Source organism: Nocardia sputi (assembly GCF_023501985.1).
Window position 1 is genome coordinate 52,968 of sequence record NZ_JAMFLC010000007.1, and the last position, 16,008, is coordinate 68,975.

Here is a 16,008-nt window from a genome sequence, read left to right on the forward strand (position 1 = left end):
AGGGGTAGGCGCTGCTCGCCGTCACGGGGGGGTATCCCGGTGGGCTACCAGTCGACCGCGCCGAGTTCGTGGAGTCTGCGGAAGACCAGCATCGAGCCGGGGGCCACGTGGTCCATCGCGGCGTACTCGCTGACGGTGAAGTAGCGCAGCTCGGCGATCTCGCTGGTCGGTCGCGGTTCGCCGTCGAGTTCCGCGGTGAAGCAGGTCATGTGCAGCCGGGTGCCGGGGGAGTGCCCATACGCCTCGGCCTGGAACACTCCGAGTTCATCGAAGGAGACGACGCCCACACCGAGTTCTTCGCGCACCTCGCGGCGCAACGCCGCCTCGGGCGTCTCACCGGGGTCGATCTTGCCGCCGGCCATGTAGAAGACTTCCTTGCCGACCGAGCGCGCCTGCAACAGGCGACGATCCCGGACATGGGCCAGCGCGGCTGTGCGAATCACCGGCCCACTGTACTGAGCGGCCCGAACGGGGCGTCGACCGGATTTCCAGCCGCCGCCCACCGGCCGGTCAGATCAGCTCACGGGAGACGGCCGCGACCAAGCCGCCGTCGATGATCAGGTCCTGCCCGTTGACGTAGGACGCCTCGGCGGAGGCGAGGAATGCCACGGCGTCGGCGACATCCTCGGCGGTGCCCAACCGGCGGGCCGCGACCTCGGCGAGCACGGCGGTGTGCGCTTCGGGGCCGACGTTGTCATGGAACATGGGCGTCTCGATGTAGCCGGGGCTCACGGAATTGACCCGGATTCCGCGCGGCCCCAACTCTGCCGCGAAGGTGCGGGCCAGGTTGTGCACGGCCGCTTTGGTGGCCGCGTACAAGGAGCCGCCGGGCAGACCGCGGTGCAGCGTCCACGACGCGTTGATGACGATCGCCGCGTGCTCGGACAACAGCGGCAGGGCCTTCTGGATGGTGAAGAAGACGCCTTTGAAGTTGATGTCCACGACGCGATCGAACTCGTCCTCGGTGATCTCGCCGCTCGGCCCGAACGACGCGACCCCCGCGTTGGCGAATACCACGTCCAAGCGTCCGTGCCGGTCGCCGATGGCGGCGGTGAGCGCGTCGAGGTCGGCCAGACGCCCCACGTCGGCCCGGATCGCGATCACACGGTCGTCGCCGTTCAACTCTTCGAGCGCGGCGTCCAGCCGAGTCTTGTCCCGGCCGGTGATGACCACCTGCGCGCCTTCGGCGAGCAGCCGTCGTGCGGTGGCCAGTCCCATGCCGCTCGAACCGCCGGTGATGAGTGCGACCTTGCCGTCGAATCGGGAGATGTTGTGCGTCATGGGAATCAGCGTGCCGAAGCGAGCACGGGCCGAACAGTGTCCAGTTGACCTAGGTGTGGCACCACCAGGTTATGCCTCATGCCGAGACGGCGAGTCCGATCCGCGTCAGCCCTTCGACTCGCTGCGCGGTCTCGGTGCCCGGTTGCGGGTTGTAGAGCACCAGGAACCAGTCCGGGTGGTCGGCCACCGCGAGGGTGGTCGTGTCGAACAGCAGGTCACCGGCCTCCGGATGGCGCACCGCCTTCACGGCTTGGACGGCGGCGTCCACGTCGTGGCGGGCCCACAACCGGGCGAACTCGGGGCTCGCGGCGGTGAGTTCGCCGACCACCCGGCCGAACTCCGGGTCACCGGGGGCATGCGCCGCGTCGGCACGGAACGCGGCAACGACCGCGGGCGCGATCGCGGCCCACTCCACGTGCATTCCGCGATACCTGGCGTTGGTGAAGAACGAGATCAAGCAGTTGTGGTCGGCGTCGGTGAATCCGAAGACGGCTCGCGCCGCGTCGTTGACCGTGAGCAGATTCCAGCAGCGGTCACGCAGCACCGCGGGTCGCGAGCCCCACGCCTCGATCAGCCCACGCAGCTGCGGGGTGACCTCGGTGTCGCGCGTGCGGCCGGACGGCGGCGGGTTGAGGCCGGCGAGCAGATACAGATGCCTGCGCTCCGGCCCGGACAGGCGCAGTGCCGCGCCGATCGCGTCGAGTACCTCCGCCGACACCGTGATGTCGCGTCCCTGCTCCAGCCACGTGTACCAGGACACGCCCACGCCGGCGAGCATCGCGACCTCCTCCCGCCGCAGCCCGGGCGTCCGGCGACGGCCTACCGCCGACAGGCCGACGTCCTGCGGCGTCAGCCGGGCTCTACGGGTGCGGAGGAAGTCGCGGAGCTGGGCACGCCGGTGCAGCTCCGCCGAGGTTTCGCTGGCCATAGCCACGGTAACAATCGGCGCTTCGGATCAGTTCCCGATATACACCGGGAACGCTTCGAGGTCGTTCTGGGTGAGCACCGGCAGATTGCGGATCTCCTCGACCGGCACGGCGAAGCGCAGGCCGGGGAAGCGGGCGAACAAGGCGGGCAGCGCGATTCCCGCTTCCAAGCGGGCCAGCGCCGCACCCGGGCAGATGTGCGGGCCGTAACCGAATGCCAAGTGCCGGTTCGCCGTGGGGCGGGCGACGTCGAACTCGTCGGCGTCCGGGCCGTGCACGGCGAGGTCCCGCCCGATCGCGCGGTAGGACATGACGACTCCCTCGCCCTTCTCGATGACGGTGTCGCCGACGACGATGTCCTCGGTCGCGAACCGCATCAGCAGATGGGTCACCGGGCTGTCCCAGCGCAGGGTTTCCTCCACCGCGGCATCCCACGTCAGATCGCCCGCGCGAACGGCGCTCAACTGTTCCGGGCGTCCCAGCAGGGCGCGCACCGCGTTGAGGATGAGCCCGATCGTCGTTTCGTGCCCGGCGGCCACCAGCGCTTTCAGGTTGCCGACCACCTCTTCCTCGGTCAGCGGCTCGGTCTCGCCGCCGACGAGGAAAGCGCTGGTCAGGTCGTCGGTCGGATCGGCGGCCTTCTTGCGCACCAGTTCGGTGAAGTAGGCGTCCAGCTCGTCGATCACCCGCAGCCGCTCACCCTGCGGCGTCAGCAGGGAGAAGAACGCTTCGTACCAGCTGAGCAGCATCGGATGGTCGGCCCGATCCACGCCCATCAGCTCACTGATGACCCGCATCGGCAGCGGATAGGCGAACACCGTCTTGAGGTCCACCACGCCGTCGCGTCCGGCCTCGGCGAGGTCGTCAAGCAGTTCGGCGGTCATGCGCTCGATCGCCGGGCGTAGCGCGTCCAGCCTGCGTTTGGTCAACGCCTGGGTGGTCTTGATCCGCAGTCTGCGGTGTTCGGCGCCGTCGACGGTGAACATGGAACGGCCCGCGTCGATCATGCCGATCAGCGGCCACTGCCTGGTCACCACGCCGGACCGCCACAGCGACCAGGCGCCGATGTCCTTGACCAGCCTGGTGTCGACGAGCAGTTGCCTGGCCAGCGCGTGCTGAGTGACGGTCCAGGCGGGTACGCCGAGCAGTTCGATCCGGGCGAGCGGGCCCGCGGCGCGCAGCAGGCTGGTCTCTGCGGCCAGGTCACCGACCATCGGATCGATGGCAAGGGTTGCGGCATGCGGGCATTCTCTGCTCACGGGGCACCTCCGACGGTACGAACGGGTGTGAAACGGACGGGGAGGGATGTCATGCCGCGCAGGAAGGCAGAGGGCCGACGGACCAGGTTCTGGGCGGGCACCGCCAGGTCGAGGTCAGGCAGCCGGTCGAGCAGGACCTCGATGCCGGTGCGCGCGATGACCTCGGCGATCTCTTGCGCGGGAAAGGGGCAGCGGTATTCGCCGTAGCTGAACGCGAAATGCGCGCTGTTGCCTGCGTGCGCCGGTTCGGCGCCGTCGCGGACATGCTGGCGCACATGGGGATCGGCGTTGGCCGCGGCCAACCCGAGCAGCAGCATGTCCCCGGCTCGGATGACCTTGTCACCCAGCCGGGTGTCGCGGGCGGCCCAGCGCCCGGCCAGGATCTGGGTCGGCGTGTCCTCCCACAGCACTTCGTTCATCGCCTGTCCCACACTGTGGCGCCCGCCGCCGAGCGCGGCGGCGAACCTGTCGTCGGTGAGCATCAGCCGCACCGAGTTTCCGATCCAGTCGGCCGTGGGCAGATACCCCGCGGCGGTGACCGCCATCAGGTCCAAGACGTATTCCTGATCGGTGAACGGGCCGGGATGGGCCAGCATCCAGGACACGAGGTCGGCGCCCGGCGCGGCCTGCTTGGTCGCGAGCAGGCGCTGTATGTGCTCGGCGAACTGCTGATGCGCGGCCTGGGCGTCGGCCCCGCCGTCGGCGAGCGTCTTCATCGTCCAGGCCAGCCGCGGTCCGTCCTCGTCGGGGAAACCGAGGATCCGCGCCAGGGCCAGCACCGGCAGCGGCTCGGCGAAATCGGCGACCAGCTCCGCTTCGCCCCGGCCACAGAACGCGTCGATCAGGCGGTCGGCCAGGTCCTCGCAGGTGCGCCGCAATTCGAAGGTGTCGACGCTCTCCAGCGCGGGCTCCACCATCGCCACGTGCCTGCGGTGCTCCGCGCCCGCGGTGAAATAGATCGACGGCATCGGCTGCCCTACCATCGGCAGCAGCGGCCAGTCCGGCGGGATGTTCGGCCACTGGTTCCACCGGCCGACATCGCGGGGGAACAACTCCGGATCGCTGGTCACCTGGTGCAGTTCGCGGTAGCCGATGACCAGCCACGCGGGGACGCCGCCGGGCAACTCGACGGCGACCACCGGTCCGTGCTCGCGGCGCATCTCGTGATAGAGCTGGTGCGGGTCGGTGTGGAAACGCAGCCCGCTCAACGGGACCGGGGCGGCGTGGACGGGGCAGTTGCCGGTGGAACTCGGCGCGGGCGTGGTCATGACGCGGCCTCCGGAGTCGGGAACAAGGGGCGCGGGGCGGCCGGGGGCGGGGCGGTGGCGTAGAGGTGCTCGACGAGGGTGATGAGTACGCCCTTGCCGGACTCCCGAGAACGGGCGTCGCAGTCGATCACCGGCACATGCGGATCGAGGTCGAGCGCGTCGCGGACCTCGTCGGGACGATGTCCGCCGCCGAAGTCGTTGCAGGCGACTATGAACGGCGTCTTCTGGTGTTCCAGCCGGTCGACGGCGTACCAGGAATCCGCTATCCGGTGCGGGTCGACCAGCACGATCGCGCCGAGCGCGCCGGTGAACAGCCGATTCCAGAGGAACCGGAACCGTTCCTGCCCCGGTGCGCCGAACAGGTACAGCACCTGCTCGTCATCGATGGTGATCCGTCCGAAGTCGAAGGCGACGGTCGTCGTCGATTTGCCCGGCGCGCCGCTGGGGTCGTCGATGTCCAGCCCCTCGTCTGTCATGATCGCCTCGGTGTCGAGGGGCCGGATCTCGCTCACCGCGCGGACCATCGTCGTCTTGCCGACGCCGAAACCGCCGACGATGACGATCTTCAGTCCCCGCCTGGTCGCCCGATGCAGCGGTGCGTCCGCGCGGGCGGGGCGCGGATCAGAGTTTGCGAAGTCCAACGAGCACCTTCTCGAGCGTGGTGGTGTCGGGCAGGGAATGCCATGGCTCGCCGGGCCGGCCGGCCTGCGGCGGTCGCACGGTGATCTTGCCCGCGTGCAGCAGGTCCGACAGCAGGATGGTGACGATGCCGACCGGAATGCGCAGTTGGGCGGCGATCTCGACGACGGAGGTCGGGGCGTGGCACATGTCGAGGATCGCCACGTGCTCGGACTGCATGCCCGGCGCCGGTGCGCACTCGCTGACCACCAAGGTGACCAGGTCGAAGGTGTCGGAGTCCGGCTGGCTCCGCCCCCCGGTCAGCGTGTAGAGCCGATCGGGGTCGTCGTCCCGGCCCGGCCTGGTCACGGCACGCCCGCTCCGGGGAAGCGCGGCGTGGCCGCCAAGTGTTCGCCGAGCTGTTCCACCAGTTCCCGCATGTTGTGGCCGACCAGCCCCGCGTCCGCGTCCTCGGCGGCGACGACCGCGATGTGCGCGCCGAGCCCGGCTTCGACGACGAACAGGATGCCGCCGTAGAACTCGGTCATCGACTGTCGTACTCCCGCCCGGCCGTCGCCGAATTCCACCGAAGCGCCGTGCGAGAGGCTCTGGATGCCCGCCGCGATGGCGGCGAGCTGGTCGGCCCTGTCCACGGTGAGTTCGGGCGTGTGGCAGATCTTCAGCCCGTCGCTCGACAGCAGTAGGGCGTGCCTGGTGCGCGGGGTGCGGGTGAGCAGCTGTTCCAACAGCCAGCTCGGGTGCGCGGTCTCGGAGGTTGTCATGGTTGGTTCTCCACGGAGGGTGCGGGGGAAGTGGCGGCGGCGCTGTCGGTCGCGCGCTTGGTCACCGCGCGCTGGAACGCACCGAGCGAGTCCGGCCGGGCCGGGAGCGGAGCCGGCGTGGCAGGTTCCGGCGCCGCGAGCCCGTCCGGGTGGACGGCGGCCAGCGTGCTGCCTCGGCGTCGCTTGGGCAGCGCCGGGCTCGCGACGGCGGGAGCGGGCCGGGCGGGTGGATGCGCGGCGCTGCGAACGAACTCCGGATCGGCGTCCGAGTGTTCCGGCGGCGCGCTGGTGCGGGCCCGCTCCCGTGCGACCGGCAGCGTGCCGGTGGTGGTGGACGGCTGGGGCCGTTGCGAGCGAGTGGTGAGATCTCGCGGGATCACCACGACCACGGCGGTGCCGCCGATGGCCGACGGCCGGTAGGAGACGGTGAGTCCGTGCTTGCGCGCCAGATGGCCCACCACGGCGAGGCCGAGCCGGGTCCCGGTCAGCGAGGACAGGTCGACGCCGGAGCCGCGTGCGTCCGGTCCGGTGGCCGACACCGCCGCCTCGGCGCGGCGCAGGGCCGAGGCGCTCATCACCAACCCGCTGTCCTCGATGGTGATGATGACGCCCGCGGGGACCTCGGCGGCGTAGACGTGCACCTCGGTGGTAGGCGGGGAGAAGTTGCAAGCGTTGTCGAGCAGCTCCGCCAGCGCGTGCATGACGCCTTCCGCTGCGTGACCGGAGATCGCGATATCGGCGATCGCGCGCAACCGCACCCGCTGATAACCGGCGACGCGTCCCATCGCGCCGCGCAGAATCGATTCCATGGCAATCGGTTTGGCCCACCTGCGGCCGGATCGCGCGCCGCTGAGCACGGCGATGCTGTCGGCCAGCCTGCCCGCCTGGGCAGTGCGGTGATCCAGTTGCAGCAGGTCGGCGAGCACGGTGGGATCGCCGTGCCGATGCTCCATCTCGCGCAGCTCCGCCAGCATGCCGGTGGTCATCGCCTGCATGCGGCCCGCGGCCCCGGCGAAGGCCGCCATGGCCGCGGCGCGACGGCTCTCGCTGCTCTTCGCGCGCGCTGTGTGCTCGGCGACCGCCTGGTTCGCGGCGGTGACCTCGGCTTGCGCCTCGGCGGCGGCGAACGCGCGGTCGGCGAGGGCTCGGTCGGCCTCTCGCCGGGCGTGCCGGGCTTCCCGGTGGAAGTGGACCGCCGCCGTCACCGCGGCGCACAGGGCGATCGCGGCGACGGCGCCGCCCGCAGCGAGTGAAATGCGGAATTCGTCGGGTGCGTAGTACACCGCCGTCGTGACGACGGCCGCGCCGGCTATAACACAGGCCGACAATGTCGCGTACGGCGTTTTCGAGCGCCGTACAGCGCTTTCGCCGGGCTCACTCGCCGGCACATCCAACGACTCTGACAAGTTCCGTACTTCCGCACTCGCGCTCACCGCGGGGAAATGGCATCCCTGACCCCCTACTGCGTGCCTACCTCACCCCAAATACGCAGACCGACAAGCAATTTCGAATCTCGCGGGGCCGAGCATAGCCGCCCGGCCGGTGTGGCGCCACTCGAAGTGAAACGGATACGAACGCGCTCGGCCGAATGTTTCGCATGCCGCGCAGATGCTCGGAAGTCACTGCGCCGACCCACAAAGGCTCCGCGCCAGCTCGTTCGGCTGGAGAATTGTTCGATGGCGGTTTGCCTAGAATTCACTATTGATAGCCGGCGTTTGCCGGACACCGCATTTCCGGCGGTGCTTGAAATGTCGATTATCGCGTTCCGTTGCGGTGTCGCGTCTGGCGGAAGCGATCCGTGCCGGGCGGGTCCACGTCGCCGGAGCTCGTCTGCCTGCGGCAGAATCGCCGGGCGCGCCGGGCGCGCGGTCTCTACCGTCGTTCGGATGAGAATCCTCCAGATCAGCCCCCAGCTGCATGCGCTCCAGTTCCCCGAAGTGAATGATCTCAACGTCTTCGTGTGGAACGACGACGCCGAAGTGAGCCTGATCGACAGCGGCCCTCCGGGTTCGGCCGAGGAGATCGGGCGTGGACTCGCGGAACTGGGATTCGAGCGCGAGCAGGTGCGCCGGCTGGTGATCACGCACGCGCACGCCGACCACATCGGCGCCGCCGCGGCGATCCGCGACTGGGGTGCGCAGGTGCTGGTGCATCGCGCGGACGCAGGCGTCGTCCGTGGTTCTCGGGTGGCTCCGCCGCCGGTGCTGCGGGAGTGGGAGATCCCCATCGCCGAGGCGCTGCCGCCGTTCTCCCCGCCACCTCCGTCACCGGTGGACCGCGAACTCGACGACGCCGATCGCATCGCCTTCGGCGGGGGCGCTGAGGTGATCGCCGTGCCCGGGCACACGGCAGGCAGTATCGCCCTGCACCTGGCGCGACATCGTCTGCTGTTCACCGGCGACACCTTGGCGAATGTCGGAGGCGTCACCATGCCCGGCGTCTTCAACGCCGACAGCGCGGCCGTGGAGGACGCCGTTGCCCGGCTGGCCGGACTGGAAGTGGAGACGATCTGTGTCGGCCACGGCGATGTGCTGTTCGGCGCGGCGGCCGCGGCGTGGCGCGCCGGGCAAGGTGTGCGGGAAGGCGGATGGGTCCCGCCGTGGGATCAGCGGTGTGGCCGGCCCACGGGCCGTCGAGCCGGGGCCGAAGCCGATCCGCTGACGTGATCGATCAGAGTTGCGCGGTTTGCTCGCACGGAGGCAGGCCGTCGGCCTCGCGGAGTACTTCGGCGACGGACTCCAGGTACAACAGCGTGCGCAGCGACACGCCGTTCACGGCTTGGCCGAGGCGGCGCAGCGCCGAATTGTCCAGGTGGGCGATCACTTCGGCGTCGTCGGCCCGATCGGGGCCCGGATCGAAGACGAAGTAATTGGGGTCGAGCCCGAACACGTGGGCCAGACCGGCCCGAGCCTGCTCCGGGAGTGCGGTGAGCTGTCCGCGCCGAACCTTCGCCAGCTGCCCCGGCTCCAGGTCGTACCCGGCCGCGGTCACCCACGTCTCGACCGTATCGTCGGCCAGTGGTCGCCCGTGCGCCCGCTCCCACATCTCGAACGCTAGATTCACCCGGGCAGTTATATCGATGTCCACGACCGCCTCCACCTTCTGGTGATTTCGCCAGTTCACGGGTCAAACATTCCCTCGACCGTAGCGTGGGAGTTGTCGATCGCCGTGATTTCACGGCAAATGTCCGGTTGCATAGGGGATGGAACGGACCCGATACCCGATTCGCCGGTGTGACGACTTCGAGGAGGTGGGTGTGCGGCTGAGTTCACAGGAGGCGCGCAGGCGATTCGCGACCGGTCCGGTCGCGCGGTTGGCAACCGTTTCGGCGCAGCTGCGCCCGCACCTGGTCCCCATCGTGTTCGTCGTGGCGGGCGAGGTGATCTACACCAGCGTCGACGCCAAGCCGAAGACGACCACCGCGCTGCGCCGGCTGGCGAATATCGCGGCGAACCCGGCGGTCACCGTGCTCGTCGACCGTTACGACGAGGACTGGGCCCAGCTGTGGTGGGCACGCGCCGACGGGGATGCCCGCATCGCGGAGGCCGCCGAATCGGAAGCGGCGATCCGCCGTTTGTCCGAGCGCTATCCCCAATACGAGCGACAGCCGCCACCGGGGCCGGTGATAGCCATCGATGTGGCCCGCTGGTCGGGGTGGTCCGCGCGCTGAGGGGGGACCGCCGTTTCGGGTACAGTCCGATTCGCCGGGGCCTCGAGCGGAGGCGTCGTGCCGTGCCACCTGTCGAGCTGACCGTGAGGATCGCATGCCCTCGAATTTCGCGTTGAAGGCCATGAATACGGCGCATCGCGCCCTGCTGAAGCTCAGCTTCGGGAAGCTGGGCAACGAGTTCGCCGGCATGCCGTCGCTGGAGCTGACGACCACCGGCCGCAAATCCGGTCGCCCGCACGCGGTCATGCTCACCGCGCCGATCGTCGACGGCGACACCTACGTCATCGTCGCCTCGCGGGGCGGCGACCCCGTGCACCCGGCGTGGTTTCTGAACCTGCGCGACAAGCCGGACGTCGTCGTGTCCGTGCAGAGCGGACCCAAGGTGCCGATGACGGCCAGAGTGGCCACCGCCGAGGAACGGGCGCAGCTATGGCCCCGGATCACCTCCGCGCAGCCGACCTACGCCGACTATCAGACGAAGACCACCAGGGAGATTCCGCTCGTCCTGCTGACGCCGAAGAAATGAGACCCTCTCCCACGATCGGCGCCGGCCGGACTCGGTAGTCGCGCAGCGCCAGACCGAGACATCCGGCCGCCGCGAGCGCGCCGACGCCGAACATCGCCGGATAGCCGAGGCCGAAGGCATTGTGCAGGAACGAAAGCAACGCCGGTCACCGCGCTCAGCGCCACCACGGCCGCCCGCGCGGTGCCGGGCCGGTCGATCCGGCGCGCGGCGGACTGGATCGCGAATCCGCAGCCGAGGTTGACGACGCACACCAGAGCGGAGAACGCGATCGGCGCCGCATCGACCCGCGGCGCCATCAGCACGGGCAGCACCGCGTACGCCGGTCGCGCCGGAGGCGAACAGCCACAGCGCGGCCGGTATCGCGACGGTGCGAAAGCGCCGGTGTTCCGCAGCCGGAATTCGTAGATCATCGCGAAGCCGACCCGGATTCCTCTGCGGGGTAACGGTTTCCGGTGCCTGGGTGACCCACACGGCCGCGATCAGGCACAGCCCCACGTTGATCAGGTCCGCCAAGGTGTTCGGCCACGGCGCCTGAGCCAGCTGCCGCCGACCGCCATCGCCGATCCGAGGGCCGAGCCACACAGCACCCGTCCCGCCGATATCAGCGGTACCGACGCGGACCCGAACGCGAGCAGCAGCGATCCGGCGGCGGCGAGGAGCAGCAGCGGCGTGAATTCGTTTCCGCCTCGGGCGATCGCGAACATCGCCGCCGCGACGCCGCGCCACCGGACGGAGACGTTCGGGTCGTGGGCGCTGTGCCGGTCGGTGTCGTCATCACCGGCCTCGTAGTCGCAGTTGGTGCACACCGGACACGGTCGGCCACAGGTGTCACGCGGAACTCGGCGTCGAAGATGTTGCGGAGAAAGCGGCGGCGGGGACCGCTGTATCGGTGGATTCGAATGATAGATTCGTAATATTGAGAATTATATTCAGAAATATAGCACTAAGCCAGAATAAAATTCATACTCACTGGAGCGGTTCGTCGAATGGCCGTCCCTCGATGACAGGAGTGCAGGTGAGAATCGGAATCCCCCGCGAGATCAAGAACCACGAGTACCGGGTGGCATGCACGCCGGCCGGCGTGCACGAACTCGTCTCGCGTGGCCACGAGGTGTATCTCGAGGCGGGCGCCGGACGCGGTTCGGCCTTCCCTGACGACGCGTACACCGTGGCGGGCGCACACGTGCTCGAGACCGCCGACGAAGTGTGGGATACCGCCGATCTGGTGCTGAAGGTCAAGGAGCCCGTGGCCGCGGAGTACGGCCGCATGCGGGCCGGTCAGGTGCTGTTCACTTACCTGCACCTGGCCGCGTCCAAGGAGTGCACCGACGCGTTGCTGTCGGCGGGTATCACCGCGATCGCCTACGAGACGGTGACCGCCCCCGACGGCACGCTGCCGCTGCTCGCGCCGATGAGCGAGGTCGCGGGGCGGTTGGCGGCGCAGGCTGGGGCCTATCACCTGATGCGCAGCGTGGGCGGACGCGGTGTCCTGATGGGCGGGGTGCCGGGTACCAGGCCCGCGAAGGTCACCGTGCTCGGCGCGGGCGTCGCGGGTGGCAACGCGATCGCGGTGGCACACGGTATGCGCGCCGATGTCACCGTCCTGGATCTGAACATCGCAAGGCTGCGCGAGATCGATGCGCGCTACGCGGGCCGGGTCCGCACCGTCATGTCCAACACGCTCGAGGTGCAGACCGCGGTCCGCGAGGCGGACCTGGTGATCGGCGCGGTACTGGTGCCGGGCGCCAAAGCGCCGACCCTGGTGCCCGGTGATCTCGTGGCGCAGATGAAACCGGGCTCCGTGCTGGTCGATATCGCGATCGACCAGGGCGGCTGCTTCGCCGACTCGCGGCCGACCACGCACGCCGAGCCGACCTATCAGGTGCACGACTCGCTGTTCTATTGCGTGGCCAACATGCCCGGCGCCGTACCCAACACCTCCACCGTCGCCCTCACCAATGCGACACTGCCGCACGTGATCTCGCTCGCCGAGCGGGGATGGCGCGGCGCGGTCGAGGCGGATTCCGGGCTGGCCGCGGGATTGAGCACCCACCGCGGCGCGCTGTTGTCGGAGACGGTGGCGCAAGCACACGGGTACCCCGCCCGGACTCTCGCCGCTTAGGTCCTGCCCAGGACGGTCGGTCAGGCGTTCCCGGACCGCGGACGCATGTGCTCGAAGATGAGGATCGTCTCGGTCGAGGCGACCGCGGGGTGGGCGCTGAGATGATCCAACACGAAAGCGCGCAACTCGTCGGTGTTCGCGGTGGCGACGTGTACGAGGTAGTCGTCGGCGCCCGCGATGAAGTACACGTTGAGCACTTCGTCCAGTTCCGACATACGCGCGCCGAACTCGGCCAGTTGCCTGCGCGCGGTCGCGCGCAGGCGCACCGCGATCATGGCTTGCAGGCTGCGGCCGAGGGCCGCCGGATCGATGTCGGCGTGGAACCCGCGGATCACGCCGCGCTGCACCAGCGATCGCACCCGGCCCAGACATGTCGAGGGCGCGATGCCCGCGGCGGCGGCGAGCGCGTTGTTCGTCATGCGTCCGTCCCGGGCCAGCTGGTCGAGCAGGATCCGGTCGATGTCGTCTATCGCGACGGTCGACGTCGAGTCGGGTTTGGCCATAGGCCGACGTTACCGAATCCCATTCGCCAGGCCGCGCGTCCGCGTGAAGCTTCTTCGGCTATCGGGCGGAGCGGCTCACCGGACGGGGGTGCGGACGCGCTTGCTCGAGTTGCGCGGCGATCGGCAGAATCGCCGTCTCGCCGTTGGTGGGGCCGATCAGCTGAACCGCCAGGGGAAGCCCGTCGTCGCCGACGCCGGCGGGCAGGGACGCCGCGGGGTGCCCGGTGACGTTCCAGAGCGCGGTGTAGGCGACCATCGGAACCGAGGCGAGCTGAGCTCGCACGGTGTTCGCTCCGTCGAGCACGCCGACCAGCGGCGGGCGGATCGCGATGGTGGGCGTCAGCAACAGATCGCATTCGGTGAAGATCCGATCCACCTTGCGCGCCAGCACCTCTCCTCGCCGGATCGCCCATTCGACCACCGGCCTGCGTGCCCAGGCCCCGAACATGACCGTCTGCCTGGTGCGGCGTTCGAGCAGTTCCGGGTGATCCACCTCGGCCAGTTCGGCGCGCACGCCGCCGAAGAACTGCGGGAAGAAGGCGTGCGTGGAATCCGGGTAGCTCGGGTCGATCTCCGCCACCGTATGGCCCAGCTCGGCGAGCAGCTTCGCGGTGTCGCGGACGGCGCGCACGTGCTGCGGATCGAGTTTCACCAGAGGGGTGGGGGACTTGGTGCTGTAGCCGATGCGCAACGGCCGGGCCGGTTCGCGCGCCGCCGCTTCGAAGGAGATCGCCGGATCCGGCGCCCGGAACCGGTCGGTGGGAGTGCTGCCGCGGATGACGTCGTAGACGACGGCGGAGTCCAGTACGCCGCGGGTGAGCGGCCCGGCGACACCCAGCGCCCACCACAGGTGCTCGTTCGGGGCGATCGGCACGCGCCCGCGTTGCGGTTTGAGACCGAACAAGCCGCAGCACGCCGCGGGAATCCGGATCGATCCGCCGCCGTCACCACCGAGTGCGGCGGGCACCAGCCCGCCCGCCACCGCGGCGGCCGAGCCGCCGCTCGATCCGCCGGGGGAGCGGCTGGGATCCCACGGGTTGCGGGCCACACCGAAGGTACTGGACTCGGTGAACGGCCACTGCCCGAATTCCGGCATGGCGGTCTTGCCGACGATGATCGCCCCGGCCGCGCGAAGCCTGCGCACCGCCTCGGCGTCCGACACCGCCGGAACCGAATTCGCCCGGGTGCCGAAGGTGGTCACCACACCCGCGACGTCGAATTCGTCCTTCACCGCGACCGGGACCCCGTGCAAGGGACCGACCGCGCCGCCCGCCGCCCGCTCACGGTCCCGCTCGACGGCCTCGGCCATCGCCTGCTCGCGCAGGACGTGGGTGAAAGCGTTGAGATCTGCCGCGGCGTCGATCTGGTCGAGCGTCGCCTCGACGAGTTGCTCCGTGGAGAGCGCACCTTGCGCCAGAAGCTCGCGCTGTTCGAGCACACCCGAGGAAACGATCTCCTGCAGATCCATCCGCTACCGCTCCTTCCCGGGACGCCGAAGCCGACATTCCCGACCGTATGCGGTGGAGCGACCGTTCCGCAACGAATACCGCCCGGCGAGTCTGTTCGGTTCGACGGGCAGATCAGGTCGCCGGGCCCGCCGTCGTGGCGGAACCGGAGCGCTCCAGCTTGGAGTGGGTACGCGAGTAGGCGAAGTAGACGATCAGCCCGGCGACCAGCCAGATCGCGAAACGCGCCCAGGTCTCCCACGGCAGCGACCAGATCAGGTACAGCGAGAAGCCTATGCCGATCAGCGGCACGACCGGCATGAACGGCAGCCGGAACTCCCGCGGCTCGTCGGGGCGGGTGCGCCGCAGCACGATCACGGCGACGGACACCACGATGAACGCCATCAGGATGCCGATATTGGTGAGTTCGGCGACCACGGTGATGTCCAGCAACCCGGCCATCAGCGCCGAACCGATGCCGACGATCCACGTCACCCGGGTGGGCACCTTCCGTACCGGATGGGTCTTGGCGAACCATTCCGGCAACAGCCCGTCGCGGCTCATGGCGAACCAGACGCGGGTGACGCCCAGCATGAAGGTGAGCACCACGGTGACGATGCCGACGATCGCGCCGACCGCGATGATATTCGCGACGCCCGGCTGCCCGACCGACTCGAACGCCGTGGAGAACCCGCTGGTCGGGCTGATCTCGGTGTAGTTCTGCATGCCGGTCAGCACCAGGGTGGCCAGTACGTAGAGCACCATGGCGATGGCCAGTGAATAGATGATCGCCTTCGGAAGGTGCTTCTTGCCGTCGGTGGACTCCTCGGCCGCGGTGCTCATCGCGTCGTAGCCGAACACGGCGAAGAAGACGGTGGCCGCGCCCGTCCACACCGCGCCCGCGCCGAACGGGAAGTAGGGGGTGTAGTTCGAGCTGTCGATATGGAACACACCGAGCACGACGATCAGCACGACGAGAGCGACCTTGATGCCGACGGCGACGGTCTCGAACCGGCCGACACTGCGGATGCCGCGCGAGAGCAGCCAGGCCGTGCCGAGACAGAACAGGACGGCGAACACGTCGACGACATGGCCTTCGCCGGTGCCCGAGGCGCCCATCATCCAATCCGGCAACGTGATGTCGACCTGCTCCAGCAGGAATTTGAAGTAGCCGGACACGCCGATGGCCACCACCGCCGCGACCGCGATGTACTCCAAGAGCAGATCCCAGCCGATGAACCAGCCGGCGATCTCGCCGAGCGACACGTACCCGTAGGTGTAGGCGGACCCGGTCTTGGGCACCATCCCGGCGAACTCGGCGTAACACAGCGCGGCGGCGCCACTGGCCACACCCGCGATGAGGAACGAGATCAGCACCGAAGGACCGGTGACGGAGTGCGCCACCGCGCCCGCCAGGGTGAAGATGCCCGCGCCGATGATGCCGCCCACGCCGATCGCGGTGAGCTGCCACAATCCGAGCGACCGCGACAGCTGCTCGTCGGCGGGTGCGCCTTCCTCCTCGATCTCGCCGAGTGGTTTCCGGCGCGTCATCTGGCTGCGTAGGTGCGCAAGGGACATGGACATCCTTTCGTCCACTGCGCTACGTGA

General features: G+C 69.2%; 18 protein-coding genes. 4 read left to right on the forward strand and 14 right to left on the reverse strand.

The window, feature by feature from the left end:
- Positions 1-44: 44 nt before the first annotated feature.
- The 9 genes from M8859_RS11980 to M8859_RS12020 form a co-directional block, all read right to left on the reverse strand.
- Positions 45-443 carry an NUDIX hydrolase gene (locus M8859_RS11980; protein ID WP_159926818.1) on the reverse strand — a complete coding sequence of 133 codons (399 nt, stop codon included), beginning with the start codon at positions 441-443 and terminating at the stop codon, positions 45-47.
- Positions 444-510: 67 nt separating this feature from the next.
- Positions 511-1,281, reverse strand: coding sequence for an SDR family NAD(P)-dependent oxidoreductase (locus M8859_RS11985; RefSeq protein ID WP_195070664.1), 771 nt, complete (start codon positions 1,279-1,281; stop codon positions 511-513).
- 76 nt (positions 1,282-1,357) lie between these two features.
- Positions 1,358-2,209, reverse strand: coding sequence for a helix-turn-helix transcriptional regulator (locus tag M8859_RS11990; protein ID WP_159926822.1), 852 nt, complete (start codon positions 2,207-2,209; stop codon positions 1,358-1,360).
- Between the two features lie 27 nt (positions 2,210-2,236).
- Positions 2,237-3,466: a cytochrome P450 family protein gene (locus M8859_RS11995; protein WP_249644222.1), complete on the reverse strand. Its 1,230-nt coding sequence runs from the start codon at positions 3,464-3,466 to the stop codon at positions 2,237-2,239.
- Positions 3,463-4,734 carry a cytochrome P450 family protein gene (locus M8859_RS12000; RefSeq protein ID WP_249644223.1) on the reverse strand — a complete coding sequence of 424 codons (1,272 nt, stop codon included), beginning with the start codon at positions 4,732-4,734 and terminating at the stop codon, positions 3,463-3,465. Before M8859_RS12000 ends, M8859_RS11995 begins: the two co-directional genes overlap by 4 nt.
- Positions 4,731-5,375 carry a GTP-binding protein gene (locus M8859_RS12005; RefSeq protein ID WP_372492904.1) on the reverse strand — a complete coding sequence of 215 codons (645 nt, stop codon included), beginning with the start codon at positions 5,373-5,375 and terminating at the stop codon, positions 4,731-4,733. The genes M8859_RS12000 and M8859_RS12005 overlap by 4 nt, the downstream gene beginning before the upstream one ends.
- Complete coding sequence (locus M8859_RS12010) at positions 5,356-5,721, reverse strand: DUF742 domain-containing protein (RefSeq protein WP_159926828.1); 366 nt, start codon at positions 5,719-5,721, stop codon at positions 5,356-5,358. The genes M8859_RS12005 and M8859_RS12010 overlap by 20 nt, the downstream gene beginning before the upstream one ends.
- Positions 5,718-6,134 carry a roadblock/LC7 domain-containing protein gene (locus M8859_RS12015; protein ID WP_159926830.1) on the reverse strand — a complete coding sequence of 139 codons (417 nt, stop codon included), beginning with the start codon at positions 6,132-6,134 and terminating at the stop codon, positions 5,718-5,720. Before M8859_RS12015 ends, M8859_RS12010 begins: the two co-directional genes overlap by 4 nt.
- Positions 6,131-7,417 (reverse strand): sensor histidine kinase, encoded by a 1,287-nt coding sequence (locus M8859_RS12020; RefSeq protein ID WP_249644224.1) that lies wholly within the window; start codon positions 7,415-7,417, stop codon positions 6,131-6,133. The genes M8859_RS12015 and M8859_RS12020 overlap by 4 nt, the downstream gene beginning before the upstream one ends.
- Before the next feature lie 603 nt (positions 7,418-8,020).
- Here M8859_RS12020 and M8859_RS12025 point away from each other — a divergent pair.
- Positions 8,021-8,800: an MBL fold metallo-hydrolase gene (locus M8859_RS12025; protein WP_159926832.1), complete on the forward strand. Its 780-nt coding sequence runs from the start codon at positions 8,021-8,023 to the stop codon at positions 8,798-8,800.
- A 4-nt stretch (positions 8,801-8,804) separates the two neighbouring features.
- Here the strand turns inward: M8859_RS12025 and M8859_RS12030 are convergent, their stop codons facing one another.
- Positions 8,805-9,257 (reverse strand): hypothetical protein, encoded by a 453-nt coding sequence (locus tag M8859_RS12030; protein WP_159926834.1) that lies wholly within the window; start codon positions 9,255-9,257, stop codon positions 8,805-8,807.
- Positions 9,258-9,396: 139 nt separating this feature from the next.
- On the opposite strand from M8859_RS12030, the gene M8859_RS12035 reads away from it, so the two are divergent.
- Positions 9,397-9,804: a TIGR03668 family PPOX class F420-dependent oxidoreductase gene (locus M8859_RS12035; RefSeq protein ID WP_159926898.1), complete on the forward strand. Its 408-nt coding sequence runs from the start codon at positions 9,397-9,399 to the stop codon at positions 9,802-9,804.
- A gap of 94 nt (positions 9,805-9,898) precedes the next feature.
- A complete protein-coding gene (locus tag M8859_RS12040; protein ID WP_159926836.1) occupies positions 9,899-10,330 on the forward strand; it encodes a nitroreductase family deazaflavin-dependent oxidoreductase in 432 nt (143 codons plus the stop codon).
- Between the two features lie 500 nt (positions 10,331-10,830).
- Here M8859_RS12040 and M8859_RS12045 read toward each other — a convergent pair whose 3' ends face one another.
- A complete protein-coding gene (locus M8859_RS12045; protein WP_249644225.1) occupies positions 10,831-11,136 on the reverse strand; it encodes a hypothetical protein in 306 nt (101 codons plus the stop codon).
- 209 nt (positions 11,137-11,345) lie between these two features.
- Here M8859_RS12045 and ald point away from each other — a divergent pair, with 209 nt between their 5' ends.
- A complete protein-coding gene (ald, locus tag M8859_RS12050; RefSeq protein WP_249644226.1) occupies positions 11,346-12,452 on the forward strand; it encodes an alanine dehydrogenase in 1,107 nt (368 codons plus the stop codon).
- Between the two features lie 20 nt (positions 12,453-12,472).
- Here the strand turns inward: ald and M8859_RS12055 are convergent, their stop codons facing one another.
- The 3 genes from M8859_RS12055 to M8859_RS12065 form a co-directional block, all read right to left on the reverse strand.
- On the reverse strand, positions 12,473-12,955 hold the full coding sequence (locus tag M8859_RS12055) for an Lrp/AsnC family transcriptional regulator (protein ID WP_159926840.1): 483 nt from the start codon (positions 12,953-12,955) through the stop codon (positions 12,473-12,475).
- A 58-nt stretch (positions 12,956-13,013) separates the two neighbouring features.
- Positions 13,014-14,423: an amidase gene (locus M8859_RS12060; RefSeq protein ID WP_159926842.1), complete on the reverse strand. Its 1,410-nt coding sequence runs from the start codon at positions 14,421-14,423 to the stop codon at positions 13,014-13,016.
- Between the two features lie 112 nt (positions 14,424-14,535).
- Positions 14,536-15,978: an amino acid permease gene (locus M8859_RS12065; protein WP_249644227.1), complete on the reverse strand. Its 1,443-nt coding sequence runs from the start codon at positions 15,976-15,978 to the stop codon at positions 14,536-14,538.
- Positions 15,979-16,008: the final 30 nt, after the last annotated feature.